A 25,476-nucleotide genomic window follows, 5' to 3' on the forward strand; every position below is an offset into this window, starting at 1 on the left:
ACACCTCTGCGCGGCGCCGCCCCCGGCGCCAACCCGGGCCCCACTCACGCCATCCCCCCCGCGGCGTTGGTCCCGGGGGGGGGCTCGGGGTTGTTTTTGCGGGGGGGGGGGCGCCGCAACCGCCCCCCGCCCCCTCATGCCGTACTGCTCAGCGGAAGACCACCGTGCGGTTGCCGTCCACCATGACGCGGCTCTCGCTGTGCCACTTCACCGCGTGCGCGAGTACCTGTGCCTCCACGTCCCGCCCGACCGTGACCAGGTCCCCGGGGTCGAGCGAGTGGTCCACCCGGACCACGTCCTGCTCGATGATCTGCCCCTCGTCCAGGTCCGATGTCACGTAGTGCGCCGTGGCTCCCACGAGCTTCACGCCGCGGGCGTAGGCCTGCTCGTAGGGGCGCGCGCCCTTGAAGCTGGGCAGGAAGGAATGGTGGATGTTGATGGCGTGGCCCTCGAGCTGCTTGCACAGGTCGTCGGAGAGGATCTGCATGTAGCGGGCCAGCACGACGAGGTCGATGTCCAGCTCGCGTACCAGCTCCAGCAGGCGCGCCTCGGCCTCGGCCTTGGTGTCCTTGGTGACCGGGATGTGGTGGAACGGGATGCCGTACGTCTCTGCCAGGCTCTCGAAGTCCCGGTGGTTGGAGACGATCGCCGGGATCTCGATGTTGAGGGCGCCGGTGCGCCGGCGGAAGAGGAGATCGTTCAGGCAGTGGCCGAACTTGGACACCATGATCAGCGTCCGGGTCGGGGTCGACGCCTCGCTCAGGGTCCAGGCGATGCGGTAGGCCTCGGCGACGGGGCCGAATCGGTAACGCAGAGTTTTCACATTCGAGTCAGGGTCGGAGACGTCGAAGTGAACCCTCATGAAGAAACGGCCCTGGAGTCGATCATCGAACTGCTGGCTCTCCAGGATGTTGCCCGAGTTCCTGACGAGGAAGCCGCTCACGGCGTGGACCAGGCCGGCGCTGTCGGGGCACGAGAGGGTGAGGACGTACTCACGGCCAGGTTGCGGTCGAGGGGACATATGCAGCCTCCGTCGGTGCGTATTGCACAACTCTGTGAGCGATACGCAACATGGTTGGGCTCGATGGGGTCATCGGTCAAGAGAGAAGGGTCGATGGGCCCCTTGCGAAATCGTCATCCGCCAACCTCTTGACGTAGGTCTGTGGCGTTCGTCATGGTGTTCCACCACAAGCAATTGAATGCACGATGCGCAACGCATAACGGCTGAGGGGCTTGGCTCGTGGCAGACCTGTATGTGGCTGGGGAATGGCGCGATGCGGTGGCCGGTGGGCGCCGGGAGATCCGCTGTCCCGCTGATGGCGCGCTCGCCGCGACCGTGTCCGAGGGGACGCGTCCGGATACCGAGGCGGCGATCGCGGCGGCCCGCCGGGCCTTCGACGAAGGTCCCTGGCCGCACACCCCCGAGCGGGAGCGCGGTGCGCTGCTGCTGCGCACCGCCGACCTCATCGAGCGCGACGCCAAGGAGTTCGCCCGCGCCGAGTCGCTGGACACAGGCAAGCGGCTGGTGGAGAGCGAGTACGACATCGCCGACGTTGTCTCCTGTTTTCGCTACTACGGCGGGATCGGGGGCACGGACGCCGGCCGGGTGATCGACACCGGTCGTGATGACGCCGTCAGCCGTGTCGTCTATGAACCGATCGGCGTGTGCGGGCTCATCACCCCCTGGAACTACCCGCTGCTGCAGGCCAGTTGGAAGGTCGCACCGGCGCTTCTCGCGGGCAACACGATCGTCCTCAAGCCCAGTGAGCTCACCCCCTCCACCTCGATCCTGCTGATGCGGGCACTGGAGGAGGCCGGGCTCCCGGCCGGCGCCGCCAATCTCGTCCTGGGCACGGGCCCCGAGGTGGGCGCACCGCTCTCCGAGGACCCGGCCGTCGACATGGTCTCCTTCACCGGAGGCCTGGAGACCGGCAAGCGCATCATGGCCACCGCCGCCGCGACCGTGAAAAAGGTCGCGCTGGAGCTCGGCGGCAAGAACCCCAACGTGATCTTCGCCGACGCCGACTTCGAGACGGCCGTCGACTTCGCCCTCACGGCCGTCTTCCTGCACTCGGGCCAGGTCTGCTCGGCCGGCGCCCGGCTGATCGTCGAGGACTCGATCCATGACGCCCTGGTCGACGAGGTCGTCCGTCGCGCCCGGCAGATCCGGCTGGGCGGGCCCTTCGACCCCGAGGCCGAGACCGGCGCGCTGATCTCCGCGCAGCACCGGGAGAAGGTCGAGGCGTATGTCGCGGCCGGCCTCGCCGAGGGCGCCGTACTGCGCTGCGGCGGCGAACGGCCGGGCGATCCCGCCCTCGCGGACGGTTACTACTACCCGCCGACCGTGCTCGACGCGTGCACGCAGGACATGCGGGTGGTGCACGAGGAGTCCTTCGGACCCGTGCTGACCGTCGAGCGCTTCACCGACGAGGACGACGCCGTACGCATCGCCAACGACACCGAGTACGGACTCGCCGGAGCCGTCTGGACCCAGGACGCCGGGAAGGCTCAGCGGGTCGCCCGGCGACTGCGCCACGGCACGGTGTGGATCAACGACTACCACCCCTACGTGCCGCAAGCGGAATGGGGTGGCTTCGGGCACTCGGGCGTGGGCAGGGAGCTGGGACCGACCGGCCTGGACGAGTACCGAGAGCCCAAGCACATCTGGCAGAACATCCAACCCCGGCCGCAGCACTGGTTCCGCGGCTGAACGCCGAAGAGAGGTCGATCGTGACCCCAGCACAGACTGAGGTGCCGCAGCGGCGCGGCACGTCCCAGGACTCGGCCGCCACCCCGGTCATATCCGTGCGCAAGCTCTGGAAGGTGTTCGGGCCGAAGGCAGACCAGGTACCGGACTCCGAGGAGCTGTGCGGGCTCACCCGTCGCGAGCTGATGGACCGCACCGGATGCACCGCCGCCGTACGCGATGTGAACTTCGAGGTCTCGCCCGGCGAGGTCTTCGTCGTCATGGGCCTGTCCGGCTCAGGGAAGTCCACCCTGGTGCGATGTCTGACCCGGCTGATCGAACCCACCGCGGGGGAGATCGTCTTCGAGGGCGAGGACATCCGCGACGCGGACGACAAGCGCCTGCGCGAACTGCGCCGCCGCAAGTTCTCCATGGTCTTCCAGCACTTCGGGCTGCTGCCGCACCGAAGGGTCGTCGACAACGTGTCGTTCGGCCTGGAGATCCGCGGGATGAGCAAGGCCGAGCGCACCAAGCGGGCGCTCGAGGTCGTCGAACTGGTCGGCCTCTCCGGCTACGAGAACTCCTACCCCGACCAGCTCTCCGGCGGTATGCAGCAGCGCGTCGGCCTCGCCCGGGCGCTGGCCGGCGACCCGGACGTACTCCTCTTCGACGAACCGTTCTCGGCGCTCGACCCGCTGATCCGCAGGGACATGCAGAACGAGGTCATCCGGCTGCACCACGAGGTCGGCAAGACGATGGTGTTCATCACCCACGACCTCAACGAGGCGCTCAAGCTGGGTGACCGGATCCTCATCATGCGCGACGGCAAGATGGTCCAGTGCGGCACCGGTGACGAGCTGGTCGGCGCCCCCGCCGACGACTACGTACGCGAGTTCGTCAAGGACGTGCCGCGCGGCGACGTACTCACCCTGCGCTGGATCATGCGCGCCCCGGAGGACGGCGACGAACTGGACGGCCCCGAGCTGGGCCCGGACGTCGTGGTGAAGGAGGCCACCCGGGCGGTGCTCGCGGCCGACAAGCCCGTCAAGGTCGTCGAGAACGGCAAGCTGCTCGGCATCGTCGGCGACGAGGAGATCCTCGCGGTGGTCGCCGGGCAGGAAGGCGGCGCGTGATGACCGTCGCCATCGAGAAACCCGAGAAAGCAGGGGCCGTAGAACCGGCCGCGCCCGCCAAGGGCGCGCGCAAGGTCAGCCGGCCCATGATGATCGGCGCGATCCTCGTCGTCTGGCTGGTGCTGTTCGCCATCCTGCGCGGAAAGCAGACCCTGTCCCTGGCGGCGGCGGACCTGACCGATCTGCACCGGTGGATCAACGACTTCAACGACTCCATCGGCGCCAACCGCAACTCCAACCCGCTCTTCCTGTACTTCTTCAACGAGATCCGGCTGGTCATCGACAACCTGGTGACCTTCATCCAGCACCTGATCTCCCAGCCGTCCGGGGGCCGCCCGGTCCCGCAGATCGGCTGGCTCGGCGTCGTCGGCATCGCCGGGTACGTCTCCTGGGCCGTGGGGAACTGGCGGGTCGCGCTGCTGGCCGTGGCGGGCTTCACCTTCTTCGGGCTGCAGGGGCTGTGGCAGGAGAGCATGGACACCCTCGCCCTCACCCTCTCCGCGGTGTTCGTGGCCCTGCTGTTCGCGATCCCGCTCGGGGTGTGGGCCGGGCTGTCGGACCGGTTCAACCGGATCATGACGCCCTTCCTGGACTTCATGCAGACGATGCCGACCTTCGTCTACCTGGCACCGCTGACCCTGTTCTTCCTCATCGGCGGAGCGTCCGCCACCATCGCCACCGTGATCTACGCGGCCCCGCCGACGATCCGCATCACCGCGCACGCCATCCGCAACGTGTCGAAGACGACCGTCGAGGCGGCCGACTCCCTGGGCGCCACCCGCCGTCAGTCCCTGCTGAAGGTCCTGCTGCCGATGTCCAAGCGGACCGTGGTGATGGGCGTCAACCAGACCATCATGGCCGCCCTGGCCATGGTGACCATCGCCGCCCTGATCAATGCGCCCGGCCTCGGCGCGAACGTCATCCAGGCGCTGCAGTCGCTCGACGTCGGCACGGCCTTCAACGCGGGCCTCGCCATCGTGGTCATGGCGATCGTCCTGGACCGGGTCACGACCGCGGCCAGCGCCCGCGAGGAGAACGCGCGGCGCTCCAAGAACACCTTCGTGACGTGGCGACGGCCGCTGCTGGGCGCAGGCGCAGTGGTCACGGCGGTCCTGGTCTACCTGTCGCACACCTATCTGTGGGCGGCAGACTTCCCCGGCGACGGCACCATCGGCAGCCACATCGCGAGCGCGGCGGACACCGCGACCAACTGGGCGCAGGACAACCTGTCGGGTCTGACCAACGCGATCCGCGACGTCATCACCAACGGACTGCTCAATCCGTTCCAGACGCTGCTCACCGACTCCCCGTGGTGGCTCGTCGGCGCGGTGCTGGTCGCGCTGGGCGTGGTGTTCGGCGGCTGGAAGGCCGGGGTCACCACGGCCGTGTGCGTGGGCCTGCTGGTCGGCACAGGTGTGTGGTCGGACGGCATGACGACGCTGGCCTCGACGCTCGTCGCCACGGTGCTGGTGATGGTGCTCGGCATCGTCTTCGGCGTGTGGATGGGGCGCAGCATGCTCGTGGACCGGCTGATCCGGCCCACCCTGGACGCGGCCCAGGTCATGCCGCCGTTCGTCTACCTCGTACCGTTCCTCGCGCTGTTCGGTGCGACCCGCTTCACGGCCATCGTCGCGGCGATCGTCTACGGGGCGCCCGTCACGATGAAGATCATCGCGGACGGGATCCGGGCCGTGCCCGAGACCACCGTGGAAGCGGCCACCTCCGCCGGGTGCAACACCTGGCAGATCATCACCAAGGTCCAACTGCCGATGTCACGCAGTGCCCTGACGCTCGCGACCAACCAGGGCCTGATCTACGTGCTGTCGATGGTTGTGGTGGGCGGCCTGGTGGGAGCGGGCGCCCTCGGCTACGACGTCGTGGCCGGATTCTCACAGGGGCAGCTGTACGGGAAGGGACTTGCGGCGGGTCTCGCCATCGTCCTTCTCGGAGTCATGTTCGACCGGATCACTCAGGCAGCGGCGCGACGCGCGAGCGCATAAGGAGCACGACACCATGGCAAGACACTGGCGAGCCGGCGCGGCCGGCCTGGCCGTCCTCGGCCTCACCCTCACCGCGTGCGGAGGGGCGAAGGTCGGCGACTCCTCCTCGGGTTCGAACAACGCGGGCAGCTCCGGCAAGTGCGGCACGTTCAACCTCGCGGTCAACCCGTGGGTGGGCTACGAGGCCGACGCGGCGGTCGTCGCATACGTCGCGCAGCACAACCTCGGCTGTACGGTCACCAAGAAGAACCTGAAGGAAGAGATCGCCTGGCAGGGCTTCGGCACCGGCGAGGTCGACGCCGTCCTGGAGAACTGGGGCCACGCCGACCTGACGAAGAAGTACATCAGCGGCCAGAAGACCGCCGTCGACGCCGGCCAGACCGGCAACAAAGGCATCATCGGCTGGTACGTGCCGCCGTGGCTGGCCAAGGCGCACCCCGACATCCTCGAATGGAAGAACCTCAACAAGTACGCGTCGAAGTTCAAGACGTCCGAGTCGGGAGGCAAGGGCCAGCTCCTGGACGGCGACCCGTCGTACGTCACGAACGACGCGGCGCTGGTGAAGAACCTGAAGCTGGACTTCAAGGTGGTGTACGCGGGCAGCGAGACCGCCCTCATCCAGGCCTTCCGCACCGCCGAGAAGAACAAGCAGTGGGTGATCGGCTACTTCTACGAGCCGCAGTGGTTCCTGTCCGAGGTTCCGCTGAAGAAGGTCTCCCTGCCCACGTACACGACGGGCTGTGACGCCGACGCGGCGAAGATCGCCTGCGACTATCCCGTGTACAACCTCAACAAGATCGTCAGCGCCAAGTTCGCCAAGTCTGGCAGCCCCGCCTACAACCTGGTGAAGAACTTCAACTGGACGAACGACGACCAGAACACCGTCGCCAAGTACATCGCCCAGGACAAGATGACCGACGAGGCGGCGGCGAAGAAGTGGGTCGACGCCAACAAGGACAAGGTGGACGCCTGGCTCAAGTAGGCCGAGGCCACGAGCGGTCGGACATGCCCGGCGGGCGGTGCGTGCAGGTGCGCGCCGCCCGCCGGGCATTGCCGTGTTCCGGGTGGTGTTTCGGCCTGTTTTCCGACGTCACGGACCCCTTGACACCCCCTCCCTGCGACAGGCACATTGAGTTGCGCAACCTGAACCATGTTGCGCAGACAGCAACTCGACGGTTTTGATTTCGGAGGTGCGGCGATGGCGGGACCCCGAGTGGTGATCATCGGAGCAGGCGTCGTGGGAGCGGCCCTCGCTGACGAGATCTCCGCGCGCGGCTGGACCGAAGTGACCGTGGTCGACCAGGGCCCGCTGCCGGCCACCGGGGGATCGTCGTCGCACGCCCCGGGCCTGGTCTTCCAGACGAACTCCTCCAAGACCATGACCGAGTTGGCCCGCTACACGGTCGAGAAGTTCTGTTCCCTCGACGTCGACGGCAAGCCCTGCTTCCTGCAGGTCGGCGGCCTCGAAGTGGCGACCACCCCCGAGCGCGTCGCCGAACTGCACCGCCGCCATGGCTGGATCACCGCCTGGGGCATCGAGGCCCGGCTGCTGAGCCCCGAGGAGTGCGTAGAGCAGCACCCGCTCGTCAACCCGGACAAGGTCCTCGGCGGCCTCCTCGTCCCGACCGACGGCCTCGCCAAGGCCGTCCTCGCCGTCGAGGCGCAGATCCGCCGGGCCACCGAGCGCGGCGTACGCTTCCTCGCCCGCCACGAGGTCCTCGACGTCCAACAGAGCGAGGGCCGCGTCACCGGCGTCCTCACCGACCAGGGCGAGATCCCCGCCGACATCGTCGTGTGCTGCGCCGGGATCTGGGGCCCGAAGATCGCCCGCATGGTCGGCATGAACCTCCCGCTCACCCCGCTCGGCCACCAACTCGCCTGGACCGGCCCGGTACCGGCGCTCGCGGGCCAGACCGAGGAGGCGGTGCGCCCGATCCTGCGCCACCAGGACGCCGACCTCTACTACCGCGACCGCTTCGACGGCATCGGCATCGGCTACTACGGCCACCGCCCGATGCCCATCTCCGCCGACGACATCCTGTCCGTCGACGAGGCCGACGAGATGCCGTCGGTCCTGAAGTTCACAGAGGACGACTTCGAGGACGCCTGGACCGAGACCCAGTCCCTGCTCCCGGCGACGAAGGAGGCCAAGGTCGAGGAGGGCATCAACGGCCTGTTCTCCTTCACCACCGACGGCCAGCCGCTCCTCGGCGAGTCCCAAGACGTCAAGGGCTTCTGGGTCGCCGAGGCCGTCTGGGTCACCCACTCAGCCGGCGTCGGCCGGGCCATGGCCGAATGGCTGGTCGACGGCTACTGCTCGTCCTTCGACCTGCACGAGTGCGACGTCAACCGCTTCGAACCGCACCAGCTCGCCCCTGAGTACGTCCTGGCCCGCGACTGCCAGAACTTCGTCGAGGTCTACGACATCCTGCACCCGCTCCAGCCGTCCGGGGACCCGCGCCCGATCCGCACCAGCCCTTTCCACGCCCGCCAGGAGGAGCTGGGTGCCTTCTTCCTGGAGGCGAACGGCTGGGAGCGCCCCCAGTGGTACGAGACCAACGCGAGCCTGCTGGAAGGCCGTTCCATCCCGACCCCGAACGACTGGGCCGCGCGCTACTGGTCCCCGATCGTCGGCGCCGAGGCGCAGGCCACCCGCGAGACCGTCGCGATGTACGACATGACGGCCCTCAAGCGCCTTGAGGTCGCAGGTCCCGGAGCCGCCGCCTTCCTGGAGGGGCTGTCCACCGGCAAGATCGACAAGTCGGTCGGCTCCGTCACGTACACCCTCCTGCTGGACGAGGACGGCGGCATCCGCAGCGACGTCACCGTCGCCCGGCTGGCCCGCGACCTCTTCCAGGTCGGCGCCAACGGCAACCTGGACCTCGACTGGTTCACCCGCCACCTCCCCGCCGACGGCACGGTCCAGGTCCGCGACATCACCCCGGGCACCTGCTGCATCGGCCTGTGGGGCCCACTGGCCCGCAAGGTCCTGCAGCCGCTGACGGACGAGGACTTCTCGAACGACGGCCTGAAGTACTTCCGCGCCAAGCGCGCCTACATCGGCTCGGTGCCGGTCACCGCGATGCGGCTGTCGTACGTCGGTGAGCTCGGCTGGGAGCTGTACGCCACGGCCGACCAGGGCCAGAAGCTGTGGGACACCCTGTGGCAGGCGGCCAAGCCGCTGGGCGGCGTCATCGCAGGGCGCGGCGCCTTCAACAGCCTCCGCCTGGAGAAGGGCTACCGCTCCTTCGGCACCGACATGACGTACGAGCACGACCCCTACGAGGCCGGCGTCGGCTTCGCCGTCAAGCTCGACAAGGGCGACTTCATCGGCAAGGCGGCCCTTGAGCGCCGTAAGACCGACGTACGACGCAAGCTGACCTGCCTCACCATCGACGACCCGCAGTCCGTCGTCATGGGCAAGGAGCCGGTGTACGACGGTGACCGCGCCGTCGGCTATGTCACCAGCGCCGCCTACGGCTACACGATCGGCAAGGGCATCGCCTACGCCTGGCTCCCGGCGGAACTCGCCACCCCCGGCACCACCGTGCACATCGGCTACTTCGACCGGCGCGTCGAGGCGGTCGTGGCCGAGGAGCCTCTGTTCGACCCGACCATGTCCCGCCTCCGTGGATAGTACCCAGCGTCGACTTCGAGAGAAGGAGCACTGCCGGTGACCGCTCAGTTGCTGGACGGCAAGGCGACCGCCGCCGCGATCCGCCGCGAACTCGCCGAGCGCGTGGCCAAGTTGACCGCCACGGGCGGCCGTCCGCCGGGGCTCGGCACGGTCCTGGTCGGCGACGACCCCGGCAGCCGCGCCTACGTCGGCGGCAAACACCGTGACTGCGCGCAGATCGGCGTCGCCTCCATCCGCCGTGAACTGCCCGCCGACGCCACGCAGGCGCAGGTCGAGGATGTCATCGACGAACTCAACGCCGACCCGGCCTGCACCGGCTACATCGTCCAACTCCCGCTCCCGCGCCACCTCGACGCCAACGCCGTCCTGGAACGCATGGACCCGGCCAAGGACGCCGACGGCCTGCACCCCGTCAGCCTCGGCCGGCTCACCCTCGGCGTCGAAGCCCCGCTGCCCTGCACCCCGCGCGGCATCGTCGAACTGCTCCGCCGGTACGACGTGCCGATCACCGGAGCACGGGTGTGTGTGATCGGCCGGGGCATCACGGTCGGACGGCCTCTCGGCCTGCTCCTCACCCGCAGGTCCGAGAACGCCACCGTGACCCTGTGCCACACCGGCACCAAGGGCCTGGCCTGGCACGTACGCGAGGCGGACATCGTCGTCGCGGCGGCCGGCTCACCCGGGCTGATCACCAAGGACATGCTGCGCCCCGGCGCCGCGGTCCTGGACGTCGGCATCACCCGCACCGACCAAGGGCTGGTCGGCGACATCCACCCGGAGGCCGCCACGGTCGCCGGATGGATCGCGCCGATGCCCGGGGGCGTGGGACCCATGACGCGGGCCATGCTGCTCGCCAACGTCGTCGAGGCCGCCGAGAGGAACGCGAACGCCGTATGAACGTGACGGCCCCCAAGCACCCGCTGTATCAGTACCTTTCAGAAGACGGAGACGTCCGATGAGCCCCAGTACCCCAGGCGCCGACCTCCCGGACCACCCCGACTTCCTCTGGCGCACGCCCGAACCGAAGCGGTCGTACGACGTGGTGATCGTCGGCGGCGGCGGACACGGCCTCGCCACCGCCCACTACCTGGCGAAGAACCACGGCATCACCAACGTCGCCGTGCTGGAGAAGGGGTGGCTCGCGGGCGGCAACATGGCCCGCAACACCACGATCATCCGCTCCAACTACCTGTGGGACGAGAGCGCCGGCATCTACGAGCACGCGCTCAAGCTATGGGAGGGACTCGGGGAGGAGCTCGACTACCCGATCCTCTTCTCCCAGCGCGGAGTGCTGAACCTCGCCCACAGCCTCCAGGACGTCCGTGACAGCGTGCGCCGCGTCGAGGCGAACCGCCTCAACGGCGTGGACGCGGAGTGGCTCGACGCGGACGGCGTCAAGGAAGTCTGTCCGATCGTCAACATCTCGCCGGACGTGCGCTATCCGGTCATGGGCGCCACCTACCAGCCGCGCGCCGGTATCGCCAAGCACGACTACGTGGCGTGGGGCCTGGCCCGCTCCGCGGACGCCGCCGGCATCGACATCATCCAGAACTGCGAGGTCACCGGCCTGGACATCGTCGGTGGCCGGGTGGTCGGAGTCCAGACGAACCTCGGCCCCATCGCGGCGGGCAAGGTGGCGCTCTGCTCGGCGGGCCACACCTCGGTCCTGGCCGCCATGGCCGGCATCGAACTCCCCGTCCAGAGCCATCCGTTGCAGGCGCTCGTGTCGGAGCTGCTGGAGCCGGTGCACCCGACGGTCGTCATGTCCAACGCGGTCCATGTGTACGTCAGCCAGGCGCACAAGGGCGAGCTGGTGATGGGCGCGGGCATCGACTCGTACAACTCCTACACCCAGCGCGGCGCCTTCCACATCATCGAAGAACAGATGTCCGCGGCCCTGGAGCTCTTCCCGGTCTTCGCCCGCGCCCATGTGCTGCGCACCTGGGGCGGCATCGTGGACGTCAGCCCCGACGCCTCCCCGATCATCGGGCTCAGCCCCGTCGACAATCTCTACCTCAACTGCGGCTGGGGCACGGGTGGCTTCAAGGCCACGCCGGGCGTGGGCTGGGTCTACGCCCACACCATCGCCCACGACACCCCGCACGCCCTCAACGCCCCCTTCTCGCTCGACCGTTTCACCACCGGCGCGCTCGTCGACGAGCACGGCGCTGCCGCGGTGGCCCACTAGGGAGCCCAACCATGCTGCTCATCCCCTGCCCGTGGTGCGGGCCCCGCGACGAGGCCGAGTTCCACTACGGCGGCCAGGCCCACGTGCCGTACCCCGAGGACCCGTCGGCCCTCACCGACGAGGAGTGGGCCCGGTACCTGTTCTTCCGCGACAACCCGAAGGGCCCCTTCGCCGAGCGCTGGAGCCACGCGGCGGGCTGCCGCCGTTGGTTCAACGCGGTGCGGGACACGGCGACGAACGAGATCCTGGCGGTGTACCGGGCGGGGGAGGAGCGCCCGGCAACGCTTGAGCCCCGCCCGGCGCACTCAGCCTGTCTGGGGGTACCTCCTCTGGGGGAGTTTGAGGACAAGGCCCCTTCAGCGCCGACGGGGGGCCAGGGGGCGGAGCCCCTGCAGGATGGGACGGGTAGGGGCGCAGGGGGCGCCGCATCCATCAGCGGCTCCGCCGCGGGCCAGCCGTTGCGCCACCCCACCCGCGGCCGAATCCACCGCGACGCCCCCCTCACCTTCACCTTCGACGGCACCGACTACCAGGGCTACCGCGGCGACACCCTCGCCTCCGCCCTCCTCGCCAACGGCGTCATCAGGGCCGGCACCAGCATCAAGCTCGGCCGCCCCCGAGGCATCTTCTCGGCCGGTGTGGAGGAGCCCAACGCGGTCGTCCAGATCGAGGCGCCCTTCCCCGAGCCGATGCTCCCCGCGACCACCGTCGAGCTCTACGACGGCCTGGTCGCGAGCAGCCTCCCCGGCCAGGGCCGCCTCGCCGCCGAACCGGACCCCGCCCGCTACGACGCCGTACACGCTCACTGCGACCTGCTGGTCGTCGGCGCGGGACCGGCCGGCCTCGCCGCGGCGGCGGCCGCCGTCCGCAGCGGAGCCCGTGTCATCCTCGCCGACGACCAACCGGAGCTGGGCGGCAGCCTCCTGGGCACGGCCGAACACCTCGACTGGGTGGCGGACGTCACCGGGCAGCTCGACAACGCCCCCGAGGTGCGCGTCCTGCGCCGTACCACCGTCTTCGGCTACTACGACGACAACCACCTCCTCGCCGTCGAACGCCGTACCAACCACCTCGGCGCCGACGCCCCCGAGCGTGTCTCCCGCGAGCGCGTCTGGCGCATCCGCGCGCGGCGCGTCGTCCTCGCCACCGGCGCCCACGAGCGCTCGCTGGCGTTCGCGGACAACGACCGCCCCGGCGTGATGCTCGCCGCCTCGGCCCGCACCTACCTCAACCGCCACGGTGTCCTGCCGGGCCGCCACGCGGTCGTCCTCACCACCAACGACAGTGCCTACGCGGCAGCGCTGGACCTCACCGCGGCGGGCGTGGACATCGCCGCGATCGTCGACACCCGCCCCGCACCGGGGGAGTGGGCGGAGCGCGCTCGGCAGGCGGGTATCGAGGTGGTGGCCGGGCACGCCGTCACCGGCACGGAGGGCGACGCGCGGCTCACCGCGGTGACCGTCGCCCCGTACGGAGAGTCCGCGGGACAGCGGGAGTTCGCCGCCGACCTGCTGCTGGTCTCCGGCGGCTGGAACCCGGTGGCGCACCTGTTCAGCCAGTCGGGCGGCAAGCTGCGCTACGACGAGGCACTGGGCTCCTTCGTGCCGGACACCTGCCGGCAGGCGGTCGAGGTCGTGGGCAGCGCGAGCGGCGTTCTGGATCCGGGCGAGGTCCTGGCCCAGGGTGCCGCCGCCGGTGCCCGCGCGATCGAGGCCGAGGGCTACACCCCACAGGCGCCCCGCCTGCCGGCGGTGGCCGCACGGCCGCGGCAGACGCCGGCGATGCACGTGTACGTCGTCCCCGGTGCTTCGGACGCCCCCCGCTTCGTCGACCTCCAGCGCGATGTCACCGTCGACGACCTGGCCCGGGCGGCCGGCGCCGGTCTGCGCTCGGTCGAGCACACCAAGCGCTACACGACGGCCGGCACCGCCAACGACCAGGGCAAGACCTCCGGGGTCCTGGCCAGTGGCGTCGTCGCCGAACTGCTCGGCGTGGACATCTCCGCGCTCGGTACGACCACGTTCCGACCGCCGTACACGCCGGTCTCCTTCGCGGCGCTCGCCGGCCGCGACCGTGGCGCCCTGAGCGACCCGGTCCGCACGACCGCCATCCACGAGTGGCATGTCGCGCACGGCGCCCTCTTCGAGAACGTCGGCCAGTGGAAGCGCCCCTGGTACTACCCGCACGACGGCGAGGACATGGAAGCCGCGGTCCTGCGCGAGTGTGCCGCCGCCCGCGACGGCGTGGCCTTCATGGACGCCTCCACCCTCGGCAAGATCGACGTACAGGGCCCGGACGCGGGCGTCTTCCTAGACCGGCTCTACACCAACATGATGAGCACCCTGAAGGTCGGCATGATCCGCTACGGCGTGATGTGCCGCCCGGACGGCATGGTCTTCGACGACGGCACCGTCATCCGCCTCGCCCAGGACCGCTTCCTGGTCACCACCACGACCGGCAACGCGGCCGTCGTACTGGACTGGATGGAGGAATGGCTGCAGACCGAGTGGCCCGAACTGAAGGTCCACTGCACGTCCGTGACCGAACAGTGGGCCACCGTCGCCCTCGTCGGCCCCCGCTCCCGCGACGTTCTCGGCGCGCTGGCACCCCAACTGGCCGTGGGCAACGACGACTTCCCGTTCATGGCATGGCGGGAGACGACCGTCGCGGGCATCGAGGCCAGGGTGTGCCGGATCAGCTTCTCCGGCGAACTCGCCTACGAGATCAACGTGTCCCCCTGGGAAGCACTCACCCTGTGGCAGGCGCTGCACGGGGCCGGTTCCCCGTACGGCATCACCCCGTACGGCACCGAGACCATGCATGTCCTGCGCGCCGAGAAGGGCTACCCCATCATCGGCCAGGACACCGACGGCACCGTCACGCCGCAGGACCTCGGCATGAACTGGGTGGTGTCGAAGAAGAAGCCCGACTTCATCGGCAAGCGCTCCTACGCCCGTGCCGACAGCATCCGCCCCGACCGCAAGCACTTGGTCGGCCTTCTCCCCGAGGACCCGGGCACCTTCCTTCCCGAGGGCACCCACCTGGTCGCCGACAGCGAGCTGCCCGCGCCGCCCGTCCCGATGCTCGGCCACGTCACCTCCAGCTACCGCAGTGCCGCCCTCGGCCGGACCTTCGCGCTCGCCCTGATCAAGGGCGGCCGGGACCGCATCGGCGAGCGGCTGTACGCCCCCGTCGGCGACCGGCTGGTCCCGGTGACCGTCGCAAGCCCCGTCCTCTACGACCCCGAGGGAGCCCGTCGCGATGGCTGACACCGCCCTGACCGCCCCGCCCCGCAGCCCCTTGTCGCAGGTCGCGGACCGCCTGGCCGCCGTGACCCGCACGTCAGGGGGCGCGATCCGGCTGGCCGAACTGCCCTTCCTGGCCCAGATCAACGTGCGCCTCGACACCAAGGGAGCGGCGGCGGACGCCGTCGGGCTCGCGCTGGGCCTGCAACTGCCCCTCGAACCCAACACCGTCGTACGCGCCGGGGAGTTGTCCGTGCTGTGGCTCGGCCCGGACGAATGGCTGCTGGTCGGCACGCCCGACAGTGAACGGGACCTGGAGAGCCGGATCCGGGAGGCAGCGGGAGACGAGCCCGTCTCCGTCACCGACGTCTCCGCCCAGCGGACCACGCTCCTGGTGACGGGTCCCCGCGCCCACGACCTGCTGGCGCACGGCTGCGCGCTGGATCTGCATCCGAGGGCCTTCGGCTCCGGCCGCTGCGCCCAGACGACACTGGGCCGCACGCAGGTCGTCCTGGTCTCCCGGGACGAACCCAGGGCCGGGTTCTGGGTACTGGTCCGTTCGTCCTTCGCCGGCTATCTGGCGGACTGGTTGCTGGACGCGGCGACGGAGTACGTCTGAGCGAACTCGGCGGGGTTGCCCCCGTCGCCCTTGTGGGAGCCCCTCGACCGGGCTCCCACAAGGCTTTGTGCAGCACGTTTCGTCCAACACGATGTCGCCTCGACGCTCGACGCGGTACGGGTGACAGCGCGCTGGGGCGCCGAGGCGGCGGCGTCGGTAGGGTCCCTCGGATCGTTCGAGGCTCAGCCCGGATAGCCCATCCGGTGGCTGATCTCCGCCGCGCCCCTGAGCAGCACGGGCGCGAGCTCCTGGATGCGTTCCTCGGTGAAGCGGTACGCGGGGCCGGAGGCGCTCAAGGTGGCGACGACCTCGCCGTCGCGGGCCCGGATCAGGGCCGCGACGGCGTGCAGCCCGATCTCGAGCTCCTCCAGAGTCACCGCGTACCCCCGCTCCCGCGCCTCGGCGAGGTTCTTCTCCACCTTCGTTCTCACGGTCAGGGTATGCGGCGTCAGCTTCTGCATCCCGGACGCCGTGAGCACGTCGGCGCGCTCCTGCGCCGGCAGGTGATCCCGAAGCCGAGCCGGGACTTGCCCCGCTCGGCCGTCTACTCGACCGGTCCGCGCGCTTCCAGCACCCCGAGCAGGCGGAACGCGGTCGACTTGTGGACGTCGATCTCGGCGGCGGCCTCGCTGACACCGGCCTCGCCGCGCTGGGCGAGGATCTCCAGGACGCTGACGGCACGGTCGACGGACCGAACTCCGTTCACCGCGGGACCTGTTGTTTCGGCCTCTGCGGTGTAGTTGCTCATAGCGCAACCATACGCGGTCGGGTCCATGGGTCCGCAGGGCTTCCGGAAGGTCACGGCCGTGGCGGGATCCGGCCGCCCGCGTGGTCGCACGGCCCGTCCCGTCAGCGGAAGACCACGGTGCAGCTCCCGTTGGTCAGCACACGGCTCTCGCTGTGCCACTCCACGGCGCGGGAGAGCACATGGGCCTCGACGTCACGGCCGATGGTGACCAGCTCGTCGGGGGCGCGCGAGTGGTCCACGCGGACGACGTCCTGCTCGATGATCGGGCCCTCGTCGAGGTCGGACGTGACGTAGTGCGCCGTGGCCCCGACGAGCTTGACGCCTCGCTGGTGCGCCTGGACGTACGGCCGTGCTCCCTTGAAGCTCGGCAGGAAGGAGTGGTGGATGTTGATGGCCCGTCCGTCGAGCTGCTTGCACAGGTCGTCGGAGAGGATCTGCATGTAGCGGGCGAGGACCACGAGGTCGATGTCCAGTTCGTCGACGAGGCTCAGCAGTCGCGCCTCGGCCTCCGCCTTGGTCTCCTTCGTCACCGGGATGTGGTGGAAGGGGACGCCATAGGTCTGCGCCAGCGGCTCGAAGTCGCGGTGATTGGAGACGATCGCCGGGATCTCGATGTTGAGCGCGCCCGTGGATTTACGGAAGAGCAGGTCGTTCAGGCAGTGGCCGAACTTCGACACCATGATCAGGGTTCGCGTCGGGGTCGAGGCGTCGTGCAGTCGCCAGCTGATCCCGTACGCCTGGCCGACCGGGCCGAACCCCGTGCGCAGGTCCCCCAGCGAGACGTCGGGATCCGAGACGTCGAAGTGCACCCGCATGAAGAAGCGGTCCTGCAGCCGGTCGTTGAACTGCTGGCTCTCCAGGATGTTTCCGGAGTGGCTCACGAGAAAGGTGGTCACGGCGTGGACGAGGCCGGCCTGGTCGGGGCACGAAAGGGTGAGGACGAACTCGCGGCCGGGCTGCGGTCGAGGGGACATGGCATCCTCCGCTGTGTGATGGTGGTGCGTATTGCGCAACGTAGAGGGCAATACGCAACATGGTCCAATGGGGGTGACCGGCTGGTCAAGGGGTGGCGTGCAACGGTCACGACCGCGAGTGATCGTCCCGGTCGACGAGCGGACGTATATGCGGAGTCCACCCGCGCATCTCAGGCCCGGCGGAGGTGGCCGAGGCGGTCCGATCTTCTCGGCCGCTGCCTGCGCCGCGGCGGAAACCTCCGGCAGCCGCTGCTCGGTCAACCGGAAGGACGGCCCCGAGGCGCTGAGTGCGGCCACCACCTGCCCGTTGAAGGAGAAGACCGCTGCGGCCACCGCGTTCAGACCCCGTTCGAACTCTTCGACGCTGTAGGCGCAGCCGTCCGTGCGGGCGCGCTCCAGCTGTGCCCGGAGGGTCCCGGGGTCGGTGACGGTACGCGGTGTGCAGCTCTCCAGCGGCGCCGCGAGCCTGCCCTCGAGCTCGGGTTCGGGTTCGGGGAGATGGGCCAGCAGTATCTTGCCGCTGGACGTGGCATGCGGCGGCGTGCGCTTCCCCAGCGAGTTGTGCGTGGTGATGGCCGAGGGGCCGAGCACCTGGTCGACGTCGATGGCCGTGTCCCGGTCGAGGATGGCCAGGTTGATGGTCTCCGCGACCTGATCCGCCAGTTGCTCGCACACCCGGCGGCTCTGCTGGGAGAGGTCCAGCCGGACTGCGGCGGCGCCGGCCAGGCGGATCAGGCCGAGGCCGAGTCGGTACTTGCCCCGCTGCTCCGCCTGTTCGATGAGCCCGCGTTGTTCCAGGGCCGTGGCGAGCCGGGATGCCGTCGACTTGTGTACCCCGAGCTCGGCGGCCATCTCCGTGACGCCCGCCTCTTCGTGGTGGCCCGGGAACCCGAGAATGCTCACGGCCCGGTCCACCGACTGCCGTCTTCCAGAGCGCAATGCCGCTCGCGGTCCGCAGTCCCCCGTCCCGGGAGGTCGGATGCCCATCCGTGCCGTCGACGAGGCGCCACCGCCGATGCGCATCGGTACGCCGGAGTGGCCCTTGTGGCTGGTGAGCAAGGGCCCTACCGCCGACGCCCGGGAGGCGATCGAACGGGCCCTCGGCCGCACGGTCCCGGTCGAGGAACTGCCGGCGGTGCCGGTTGCCGAGCGGTCCGTGGCGCGTAGTCGGTTCCGCGACCTGTTCCAGGGGACTTGGCTGAGGCGAACCCTGTTCCGCGGGCTGTTCTGCATGTGTCGGATCACGCCGATGTTCGCCCTGTACACCTTTGGCCCCGCCAGCTTGGGCTCCTTCGGCCCAGGTGGCTCCGCGACTTCCATCGCCGTGGTCATTGGGATGGCAAGTTGGCTCTGCCAACCCCTTGACAGTGGATGTCCGCAGGGAGACAGTTTGATCGCTCGTTGCTTATCGTGAAGATGATTGTGTAATACGCAACAGGCGTCTCGGCCTCGATCCTCATTCGGGCCCCGGCGAAGTTCACTCTCTCCCCGCGTCGATCGCTCCCGGGAGTGGTCGACGTTCCCGCCCTCCGGAACATCCCCGTCGAAGTCGGCATTCGGCCGCCCCTCAGCGAGGAGATCGACAGTGACACACGCGGCACGCGCCGTCGTCGCCCGGAAGAAGGGCGCCCCGGTATCGGTGGAGACCATCCTGGTGCCGGACCCCGGACCCGGTGAGGCGCTGGTGCGGGTGCAGGCCTGCGGCGTCTGCCACACCGACCTGCACTACGGGGAGGGCGGGATCACCGACGAGTTCCCGTTCCTGCTCGGCCATGAGGCCTCGGGTGTAGTCGAGGCGGTCGGCAACGGTGTCACCGACGTCGCACCCGGCGACTTCGTGGTGCTCAACTGGCGTGCGGTCTGCGGCAAGTGCCGGGCCTGTCGCAAGGGCAGGCCGTGGTACTGCTTCGCCACCCACAACGCCGAATTGTGGGAGAAGCTGGGCGCCGACTCCGGGCGCGAGGTCTTCACCGAGACGGGCGGTCTCATGATCGGCCGTGAGGACAGCGCGGCCTTCGCCGGCACCCCGCGCAGTGCCCACGAGTGGGGCCTGGACCACGAGTTCCTGGGCGCCGCCGACATCCGGCACCGCTTTCCCACCTTCAACCCGGCCGCCGAGGACGTCGCCTTCTACGAGCACAAGGCCGGAATCGCCCGGCCCGAGGCGACCGTCACCACCCACCTGGCCCTGGTCCTGGCCCAAGGCGCCGACCTGCACTTCGCGGAACTCGTCCTCGGACGGGAGGCGGAGGGCCGGGGCGGCAAGGCCTGGGTGGTTACCGACCGGGGCGCCTGCACCGCCGACCGGCTCGTCATCGCCCCTGGCGCGTGGGCGCCGAAGCTCCTGTCCGACCTGGGCGTGAGCGTGACGGTGGAGCGTCAAGTCATGTACTGGTTCCAGCCCGAGGGCGGAACCGGCCCGTTCACCGCGGACCGGCACCCCGTCTACATCCGGGAGGACCCGGACGGCACCCAGATCCACGGCTTCCCGGCCCTCGACAGCCCCGACGGCGGCGCCGAGGTCGCCTTCTTCCGCAAGGGCGTCCCCAGCGATCCCGACACCCTCGACCGTCGGATCCACCTGGACGAGATCGCGGCCATGACGGAGTACCTGCGCCCGCGCATCCCCGCCCTGTCCGGACGCTTCGTCAAGGCCGCGGCCTGCATGTACGCCAACACCCCGGACGAGCACTTCGTCCTCGCCCGGCGCCGAGCACCCGCAGGTGATCGTGGCCTGCGGTTTCTCGGGCCACGGGTTCAAGTTCGTGCCCGTGATCGGCGAGATCCTCGCCGACCTGGCCACCGAAGGCACCACCGAGCACCCCATCGCTCTTTTCGCCCCCCGACGTGTGCGCGTCCGACCTTCCTGAGGTGATTTCGATGACCACCACCAGCCTGCCCCCGAGCCTGATCGCCACGCTGTCCGGGGAGCACTACACCGACCCTGAGATCTTCGCTCTGGAACAGGAGCGGATTTTCGAGGCCATGTGGTTCTGCGCGGCCCGTGCTTCTGAGCTGGCCAAGCCCGGGAGCTTCCGCACCTACCAGGTCGGACGGGAGAGCGTGCTGATCACCCGCTCCCGGGACAGCTCGATCACGGCGTTCCTGAACGTCTGCCGGCACCGCGGAGCCAAGCTCTGCACGGAGGAGTCCGGCGAGGTCAAGCGGGCCTTCCAGTGCCCGTACCACGCCTGGACCTACGGCCTGGACGGCAAGCTGGTCGCCGCTCCGAACCTGACGTCGATGCCGGACATCGACCGCACCGAGTACGGCCTGGTCAACGTCCACGTCCGGGAGTGGCTCGGGTATGTGTGGGTGTGCCTCGCGGAGAACCCGCCCTCTTTCGAGGAGGACATCATGGGCGCGGTCGTCGAGCGGCTGGGCGACGTCGGGTCGATCCACCGCTACGACATCGACAACCTCCAGGTAGGCCGCCGTATCACCTACGACGTCAAGGCGAACTGGAAGCTCATCATCGAGAACTTCATGGAGTGCTACCACTGCGCCACGATCCACCCCGAACTCACCGAGGTGCTCCCCGAGTTCGCGGACGGTTACGCGGCCCAGTACTACGTGGGTCACGGTGCAGAGTTCGGTGAGGAGGTCCAGGGCTTCACCGTCGACGGCTCCGAGGGCCTGGACCGCATCCCCGGGGTGGCGGAGGACCAGGACCGTCGCTACTACGCGATCACCGTCAAGCCGCAGGTGTTCATCAACCTCGTCCCCGACCACGTGATCTTCCACCGCATGTACCCGGTGGCCGTCGACCGCACGATCGTCGAGTGCGACTGGCTGTATCTTCCGCACGTCGTCGAGAGCGGCAAGGACGTGGCGCGCTCGGTGGAGCTGTTCCACCGGGTGAACCAGCAGGACTTCGACGCCTGCGAACGCACCCAGCCGGGCATGAGCTCACGGGTCTATGCCAAGGGCGGCGTCCTGGTCCCCAGTGAGCACCACATCGGTGAATTCCACACCTGGGTGCAGGACAGGCTCGATGCACAGACCGCCGGCTGACCCCTCCCCAACCCAGTACCGCCCGTCCACCTGTCAGATTGGCCTCCGGCAGGTGGACGGGCCATTCGCCTCGTACGGCCGCATCGTGAGTGGGGACCTCGGAGCGGCAGCCGTCAACAACTAGAGACATGGCGATGTCCAGATCTCGCGGTCGACAACGCCCGCCGCTTCACCCGCGAGCACACCATGGCGGTCACGCTGCAGCGGAGCCTGCTGCCCCGCGCCCTGCCCGAGCAGTCGGCCCTGGAAGTGGCCTGTCGCTACCTGCCCGCTCAGGCCGGGGTGGGCGGGGACTGGTTCGATGTCATTCCCCTCCCCGTCGCCCGCGTCGCCCTGGCTGTCGGCGACGTCGTCGGCCACGGCCTGCACGCCGCCGCGACCATGGACCGCCTGCGTACGGTGGTCCACAATTTCTGTGCCCTCGGCCTGACCCCGGACGAACTCCTGAGCCACCTGGACGAGTTGGTCGCCCACATGGACCAGAGTGAGACCGCCGAGGACGAGGGCGAGGGCATCACCGGTGCCAGCCGTCTGTTCGCGATCTACGACCCGGTGTCCGGTGACTGCCGCATCGCTCGGGCCGGCCATCCCGGACCGGCCGTCGTCGATCCCGACGACCTCGTCACCTTCCCCGACGTCCCGGTCTCACCACCGCTCGGCCCCGGTTCCGGCCTGCCGGTCGAGACCACCGAACTGCACCTGTCCGAGGGCTCCCGGCTCGTCCTGTATACCCACGGGTTCGTCGAACACCGCGACCGCGGCATCGACACCGGCCCTCGAACTTCTCAGAGGCGCCCTGGCACACCCCGACCAGACCCCGGAACAGGCCTGCCAGGCGGTACTCGACGCCCTGCTGCCCGACCGCCCCGCTGGACGACATCGGCTTCACCACCGAGCTCACCCTGAGCGAACTGGTCACCAACGCCATCCGCTACGGCGCCGATCCCATCCGGCTCCGTCTGCTGTACGACCGTGACAGCCTGATCTGCGAAGTCGCGGACGGCAGCAGCGCGTCCCCGCATCTGCGCCGCGCGGCCACTACACCGACCGCGGCAAGGTCATCTGGAGCGAACAGCCCCTCGACGCCTCCGAAGCCGGGCTCGATGAAGCCATGGGCGACATCCTGCTGGACCAGTGGGACGAGCCGACGCTCTGACCGTCGGAGCCCGGGCCCCCTTCAGATACTTCCGTTGCGAGCTGCGCAACATTGTGCGCATTCAGGAACCAATATGCGGCTCCTCCCTCTTGACAGCACCCGGGCGCCACCGCAAGCATGTTGCGCATAGCGATTGTCGTTGTGTCATGTGAGACAACTCCCCATCTGGAGCCGGCATGAGGAGCATCACCGTCGTCGGAGCGTCGCTGGCAGGCCTGAGCACGGTCCGCGCACTGCGCGCTGAGGGCTACGACGGCGAGATCGTCGTCGTGGGGGAAGAGCGCCACACTCCCTACGACCGCCCGCCGCTGTCCAAGGACTTCCTCAAAGGGGACCTCAACGCCGACGCGCTCGCGCTCGGCGACGCGGACGAGTACGAGGTCCTGGACGTGCAGTGGCTGCTCGGCGAGCTCGCGGTGCGGCTCGACCCCGTTTCCCGGACCGTCACTCTGGCCGGAGGACGGCACGTGCGCACCGACGGGATCGTCGTCGCGACCGGTGCCACTCCCCGGACGCTTCCCGGCACGGACGGGTTGGCCGGTGTCCACACCCTGCGCACCCTGGACGACGCCCAGGCCCTGCGCGCCGAACTGCTGGACGGCCTGCCCCGGGTCGTCGTCATCGGCGCCGGCTTCATCGGCGCCGAGGTGGCGTCCACCGCCCACCGGCTCGGGCTCCACGTCACCGTCGTCGAGGCGCTGGACGTACCGCTGGAACGCCAACTGGGGCGCGAGATGGGGCTGGTGTGCTCCTCTCTCCACCACGATCACGGGGTCCGCCTGCTGTGCGGAACCGGAGTGGCGGGACTCGTCGGCGAGGGCCGGGTGACCGGCGTACGGCTGGCGGACGGGCGAGTGCTGCCCGCCGACATCGTCGTGGTCGGGGTGGGTGTCAGGCCCGCCACCGACTGGCTCGCCGGTTCCGGTGTGCAGGTGGACGACGGGGCGGTGTGCGACGCCGGCTGCGCGACCAGCGTCCCGCGTGTGGTCGCCGTCGGTGACGTGGCCCGCTGTCCCAACCCGTTCACCGGACGGCACGCCCGCATCGAGCACTGGAGCAACGCCACCGATCAGGCGCGGACCGCCGCTCGCACGCTGCTCTCCGGTGTGTCGGCCCCGGCACCGTTGACCGCGCCGTACTTCTGGTCCGACCAGTACGAGGTGCGTATCCAGCTCGCCGGGCACGTCGCCCCCGGCGCCGAGCCCGAAGTCGTCGAAGGCGATGTCGACAGCCGCTCCTTCACGGCCGTCTACCGGCGTGAGGGCACCCCCGTCGCCGTGCTCTCCCTGAACCAGCCGAAGTTCTTCAACCGGCTCCGCCGCACCCTCGTCCCCGCCGCCGCGGTCGTCGTCTCATGATCTCCCCGCCTCGGCTCCCCCTCCCGTCCTCACGGGAGACCGCCCTCGGCATTCCGCGGCACCTGCGTTGCACCTGGGACCACGAGTGGCTGGTCGTGGACGAGGGCAACGCCACCGTCGGCATCACCTCGCTCGCGGCGAAGGCCCTGGACGACGTCGTCCACCTGCGTCTGCCCGAAGTCGGCACGTGGGCCGAGGCGGGGGAGAGCTGTGGCGAGATCAGGTCGCTGACCTCCGTGAGCGGCCTGTACGCCCCCGCCTCGGGAGAGGTCCTGGAAGTCAGCACCGCGCCGGCCGACGGCCCCGGCGTCGTCAACGCCGCTCCCTGCACCGTCGGCCGGCTGTTCAGGCTGCGCGTCGAGAACATCGCCGGCGCCCTGTCCGCAGATGCCTACGCCGCCCACTGCGCTCACACCCAAGGAGACCGTCGATGACCCTCTTCAACCAGCCCCTGCGCGAGTTGGACCCGGCCGTCGCCGCCGCGGTCGACGCCGAGCTGAACCGTCAGCAGTCCACCCTGGAGATGATCGCCTCGGAGAACTTCGCTCCGGTCGCGGTCATGGAGGCCCAGGGCTCGGTCCTGACCAACAAGTACGCCGAGGGCTACCCGGGCCGCCGCTACTACGGCGGCTGCGAGCACGTCGACGTGGCCGAGCAGATCGCGATCGACCGGGTCAAGGAGCTGTTCGGCGCCGAGTACGCCAACGTCCAGCCGCACTCGGGTGCCTCCGCCAACCAGGCCGCCCTCTTCGCTCTGGCCCAGCCCGGCGACACCATCCTCGGCCTGGACCTGGCCCACGGCGGGCACCTCACCCACGGAATGAAAATCAACTTCTCGGGCAAGCAGTTCCACGTGGTCGCCTACCACGTGGACACCGAGACCGGTCTGGTCGACATGGATGAGCTGGAGCGGCTGGCCAAGGAGCACCGGCCGAAGGTGATCATCGCGGGCTGGTCGGCGTACCCGCGTCAGCTGGACTTCGCCGCGTTCCGCCGGATCGCGGACGAGGTCGGGGCGTACCTGTGGGTCGACATGGCGCACTTCGCGGGCCTGGTCGCCGCCGGGCTCCACCCCAACCCGGTCGAGTACGCGGACGTCGTCACCTCCACCACCCACAAGACGCTCGGTGGCCCGCGCGGCGGCATCATCCTGGCGAAGCAGGCGTTCGCGAAGAAGCTGAACTCCTCGGTCTTCCCGGGCTTCCAGGGCGGTCCCCTGGAACATGTGATCGCGGCGAAGGCGGTGTCCTTCAAGGTGGCGGCCTCGGAGGAGTTCAGGGAGCGGCAGCGCCGTACGGTCGAGGGTGCGCGGATCCTCGCCGAGCGTCTGACGGCCGCCGACGCCCGTGAGGCCGGGGTCAACGTGCTGTCCGGCGGCACGGACGTGCACCTGATCCTGGTCGACCTGCGCAACTCCGAGCTGGACGGCCAGCAGGCCGAGGACCGCCTCCACGAGGTCGGCATCACCGTCAACCGCAACGCCGTCCCCAACGACCCCCGCCCGCCGATGGTCACCTCCGGCCTGCGCATCGGCACCCCCGCCCTCGCCACCCGCGGCTTCACCGCCGAGGACTTCACCGAGGTCGCCGACGTCATCGCCGAGGCGCTCAAGGCGCCCTCTCCCTTCGGGGCGGCCGACGCGGAGGCCCTCAAGACCCGGGTCAAGGCCCTGGCGGACAAGCACCCGCTCTACTCCGGCCTGTAACCGACACCCTTCC

General features: G+C 69.6%; 16 protein-coding genes and 5 pseudogenes. 17 read left to right on the forward strand and 4 right to left on the reverse strand.

Going from position 1 to position 25,476, the window contains the following annotated elements:
- Positions 1-148: 148 nt before the first annotated feature.
- Complete coding sequence (gene purU / locus ACFVWD_RS37765; RefSeq protein WP_389602546.1) at positions 149-1,021, reverse strand: formyltetrahydrofolate deformylase; 873 nt, start codon at positions 1,019-1,021, stop codon at positions 149-151.
- Positions 1,022-1,240: 219 nt separating this feature from the next.
- Between purU (ACFVWD_RS37765) and ACFVWD_RS37770 the strand changes: the two genes are divergently transcribed.
- From ACFVWD_RS37770 to ACFVWD_RS37810, 9 genes are all read left to right on the forward strand, one after another.
- Positions 1,241-2,710 (forward strand): aldehyde dehydrogenase family protein, encoded by a 1,470-nt coding sequence (locus tag ACFVWD_RS37770; protein ID WP_143601005.1) that lies wholly within the window; start codon positions 1,241-1,243, stop codon positions 2,708-2,710.
- Positions 2,711-2,730: 20 nt separating this feature from the next.
- Positions 2,731-3,819, forward strand: coding sequence for a glycine betaine/L-proline ABC transporter ATP-binding protein (locus tag ACFVWD_RS37775; RefSeq protein WP_389602547.1), 1,089 nt, complete (start codon positions 2,731-2,733; stop codon positions 3,817-3,819).
- Positions 3,819-5,819, forward strand: coding sequence for an ABC transporter permease (locus ACFVWD_RS37780; RefSeq protein WP_389602548.1), 2,001 nt, complete (start codon positions 3,819-3,821; stop codon positions 5,817-5,819). Before ACFVWD_RS37775 ends, ACFVWD_RS37780 begins: the two co-directional genes overlap by 1 nt.
- Before the next feature lie 13 nt (positions 5,820-5,832).
- Positions 5,833-6,801 (forward strand): ABC transporter substrate-binding protein, encoded by a 969-nt coding sequence (locus ACFVWD_RS37785; RefSeq protein ID WP_319751418.1) that lies wholly within the window; start codon positions 5,833-5,835, stop codon positions 6,799-6,801.
- Between the two features lie 216 nt (positions 6,802-7,017).
- A complete protein-coding gene (locus tag ACFVWD_RS37790) occupies positions 7,018-9,456 on the forward strand; it encodes an FAD-dependent oxidoreductase (protein WP_389602549.1) in 2,439 nt (812 codons plus the stop codon).
- Positions 9,457-9,492: 36 nt separating this feature from the next.
- On the forward strand, positions 9,493-10,353 hold the full coding sequence (locus tag ACFVWD_RS37795; protein ID WP_389602550.1) for a bifunctional methylenetetrahydrofolate dehydrogenase/methenyltetrahydrofolate cyclohydrolase: 861 nt from the start codon (positions 9,493-9,495) through the stop codon (positions 10,351-10,353).
- Between the two features lie 58 nt (positions 10,354-10,411).
- The gene (locus ACFVWD_RS37800) at positions 10,412-11,644 is read left to right on the forward strand and encodes a sarcosine oxidase subunit beta family protein (protein ID WP_389602551.1); all 1,233 of its coding nucleotides are present in this window, start codon (positions 10,412-10,414) and stop codon (positions 11,642-11,644) included.
- Between the two features lie 11 nt (positions 11,645-11,655).
- The gene (locus ACFVWD_RS37805; protein ID WP_389602552.1) at positions 11,656-14,913 is read left to right on the forward strand and encodes a sarcosine oxidase subunit alpha family protein; all 3,258 of its coding nucleotides are present in this window, start codon (positions 11,656-11,658) and stop codon (positions 14,911-14,913) included.
- Positions 14,906-15,508, forward strand: coding sequence for a sarcosine oxidase subunit gamma (locus ACFVWD_RS37810; protein WP_389602553.1), 603 nt, complete (start codon positions 14,906-14,908; stop codon positions 15,506-15,508). The genes ACFVWD_RS37805 and ACFVWD_RS37810 overlap by 8 nt, the downstream gene beginning before the upstream one ends.
- A gap of 182 nt (positions 15,509-15,690) precedes the next feature.
- Here the strand turns inward: ACFVWD_RS37810 and ACFVWD_RS37815 are convergent.
- The 3 genes and pseudogenes from ACFVWD_RS37815 to ACFVWD_RS37825 all read right to left on the reverse strand — a co-directional run.
- Positions 15,691-16,256 (reverse strand): annotated as a pseudogene (locus tag ACFVWD_RS37815) (IclR family transcriptional regulator).
- Positions 16,257-16,357: 101 nt separating this feature from the next.
- Entirely contained in the window at positions 16,358-17,230 is an 873-nt protein-coding gene (purU, locus tag ACFVWD_RS37820; RefSeq protein WP_389602585.1) for a formyltetrahydrofolate deformylase, read from the reverse strand.
- A gap of 213 nt (positions 17,231-17,443) precedes the next feature.
- Positions 17,444-18,253, reverse strand: a pseudogene (locus tag ACFVWD_RS37825) (IclR family transcriptional regulator); the annotation flags it as partial.
- Here ACFVWD_RS37825 and ACFVWD_RS37830 point away from each other — a divergent pair.
- From ACFVWD_RS37830 to glyA, 8 genes and pseudogenes are all read left to right on the forward strand, one after another.
- Positions 18,210-18,644 carry a hypothetical protein gene (locus ACFVWD_RS37830; protein ID WP_389602588.1) on the forward strand — a complete coding sequence of 145 codons (435 nt, stop codon included), beginning with the start codon at positions 18,210-18,212 and terminating at the stop codon, positions 18,642-18,644. The pseudogene ACFVWD_RS37825 and the gene ACFVWD_RS37830 sit on opposite strands and share 44 nt — an antisense overlap.
- Positions 18,645-18,815: 171 nt before the next feature.
- A pseudogene (locus tag ACFVWD_RS37835) lies at positions 18,816-19,157 on the forward strand (alcohol dehydrogenase catalytic domain-containing protein); the annotation flags it as partial.
- Positions 19,155-20,100: pseudogene (solA, locus tag ACFVWD_RS37840) on the forward strand (N-methyl-L-tryptophan oxidase); the annotation flags it as partial. The pseudogenes ACFVWD_RS37835 and solA, both read left to right, overlap by 3 nt.
- A 10-nt stretch (positions 20,101-20,110) precedes the next feature.
- Positions 20,111-21,244, forward strand: a complete 1,134-nt coding sequence (locus ACFVWD_RS37845) for an aromatic ring-hydroxylating dioxygenase subunit alpha (RefSeq protein ID WP_389602554.1) — start codon at positions 20,111-20,113, stop codon at positions 21,242-21,244.
- 144 nt (positions 21,245-21,388) lie between these two features.
- Positions 21,389-22,400, forward strand: a pseudogene (locus tag ACFVWD_RS37850) (SpoIIE family protein phosphatase); the annotation flags it as partial.
- A gap of 176 nt (positions 22,401-22,576) precedes the next feature.
- On the forward strand, positions 22,577-23,758 hold the full coding sequence (locus tag ACFVWD_RS37855; RefSeq protein ID WP_389602555.1) for an NAD(P)/FAD-dependent oxidoreductase: 1,182 nt from the start codon (positions 22,577-22,579) through the stop codon (positions 23,756-23,758).
- The gene (locus ACFVWD_RS37860) at positions 23,755-24,192 is read left to right on the forward strand and encodes a glycine cleavage system protein H (RefSeq protein ID WP_389602556.1); all 438 of its coding nucleotides are present in this window, start codon (positions 23,755-23,757) and stop codon (positions 24,190-24,192) included. The genes ACFVWD_RS37855 and ACFVWD_RS37860 overlap by 4 nt, the downstream gene beginning before the upstream one ends.
- The gene (gene glyA / locus ACFVWD_RS37865) at positions 24,189-25,463 is read left to right on the forward strand and encodes a serine hydroxymethyltransferase (protein ID WP_389602557.1); all 1,275 of its coding nucleotides are present in this window, start codon (positions 24,189-24,191) and stop codon (positions 25,461-25,463) included. Before ACFVWD_RS37860 ends, glyA begins: the two co-directional genes overlap by 4 nt.
- Positions 25,464-25,476 lie beyond the last annotated feature (13 nt).

The sequence above is a fragment of the Streptomyces sp. NPDC058086 genome (assembly GCF_042885015.1).
Taxonomy (GTDB): Bacteria; Actinomycetota; Actinomycetes; order Streptomycetales; family Streptomycetaceae; genus Streptomyces.

Excerpts from the sequence above, each read along its gene's own strand:
- purU (WP_389602546.1), bottom strand. The coding sequence starts at position 1,021 with ATGTCCCCTCGACCGCAACCTGGCCGTGAGTACGTCCTCACCCTCTCG.
- ACFVWD_RS37780 (WP_389602548.1), top strand. The coding sequence starts at position 3,819 with ATGACCGTCGCCATCGAGAAACCCGAGAAAGCAGGGGCCGTAGAACCG.
- ACFVWD_RS37785 (WP_319751418.1), top strand. The coding sequence starts at position 5,833 with ATGGCAAGACACTGGCGAGCCGGCGCGGCCGGCCTGGCCGTCCTCGGC.
- ACFVWD_RS37790 (WP_389602549.1), top strand. The coding sequence starts at position 7,018 with ATGGCGGGACCCCGAGTGGTGATCATCGGAGCAGGCGTCGTGGGAGCG.
- ACFVWD_RS37800 (WP_389602551.1), top strand. The coding sequence starts at position 10,412 with ATGAGCCCCAGTACCCCAGGCGCCGACCTCCCGGACCACCCCGACTTC.
- ACFVWD_RS37805 (WP_389602552.1), top strand. The coding sequence starts at position 11,656 with ATGCTGCTCATCCCCTGCCCGTGGTGCGGGCCCCGCGACGAGGCCGAG.
- ACFVWD_RS37810 (WP_389602553.1), top strand. The coding sequence starts at position 14,906 with ATGGCTGACACCGCCCTGACCGCCCCGCCCCGCAGCCCCTTGTCGCAG.
- purU (WP_389602585.1), bottom strand. The coding sequence starts at position 17,230 with ATGTCCCCTCGACCGCAGCCCGGCCGCGAGTTCGTCCTCACCCTTTCG.
- ACFVWD_RS37830 (WP_389602588.1), top strand. The coding sequence starts at position 18,210 with ATGCCCATCCGTGCCGTCGACGAGGCGCCACCGCCGATGCGCATCGGT.
- ACFVWD_RS37845 (WP_389602554.1), top strand. The coding sequence starts at position 20,111 with ATGACCACCACCAGCCTGCCCCCGAGCCTGATCGCCACGCTGTCCGGG.
- ACFVWD_RS37855 (WP_389602555.1), top strand. The coding sequence starts at position 22,577 with ATGAGGAGCATCACCGTCGTCGGAGCGTCGCTGGCAGGCCTGAGCACG.
- ACFVWD_RS37860 (WP_389602556.1), top strand. The coding sequence starts at position 23,755 with ATGATCTCCCCGCCTCGGCTCCCCCTCCCGTCCTCACGGGAGACCGCC.
- glyA (WP_389602557.1), top strand. The coding sequence starts at position 24,189 with ATGACCCTCTTCAACCAGCCCCTGCGCGAGTTGGACCCGGCCGTCGCC.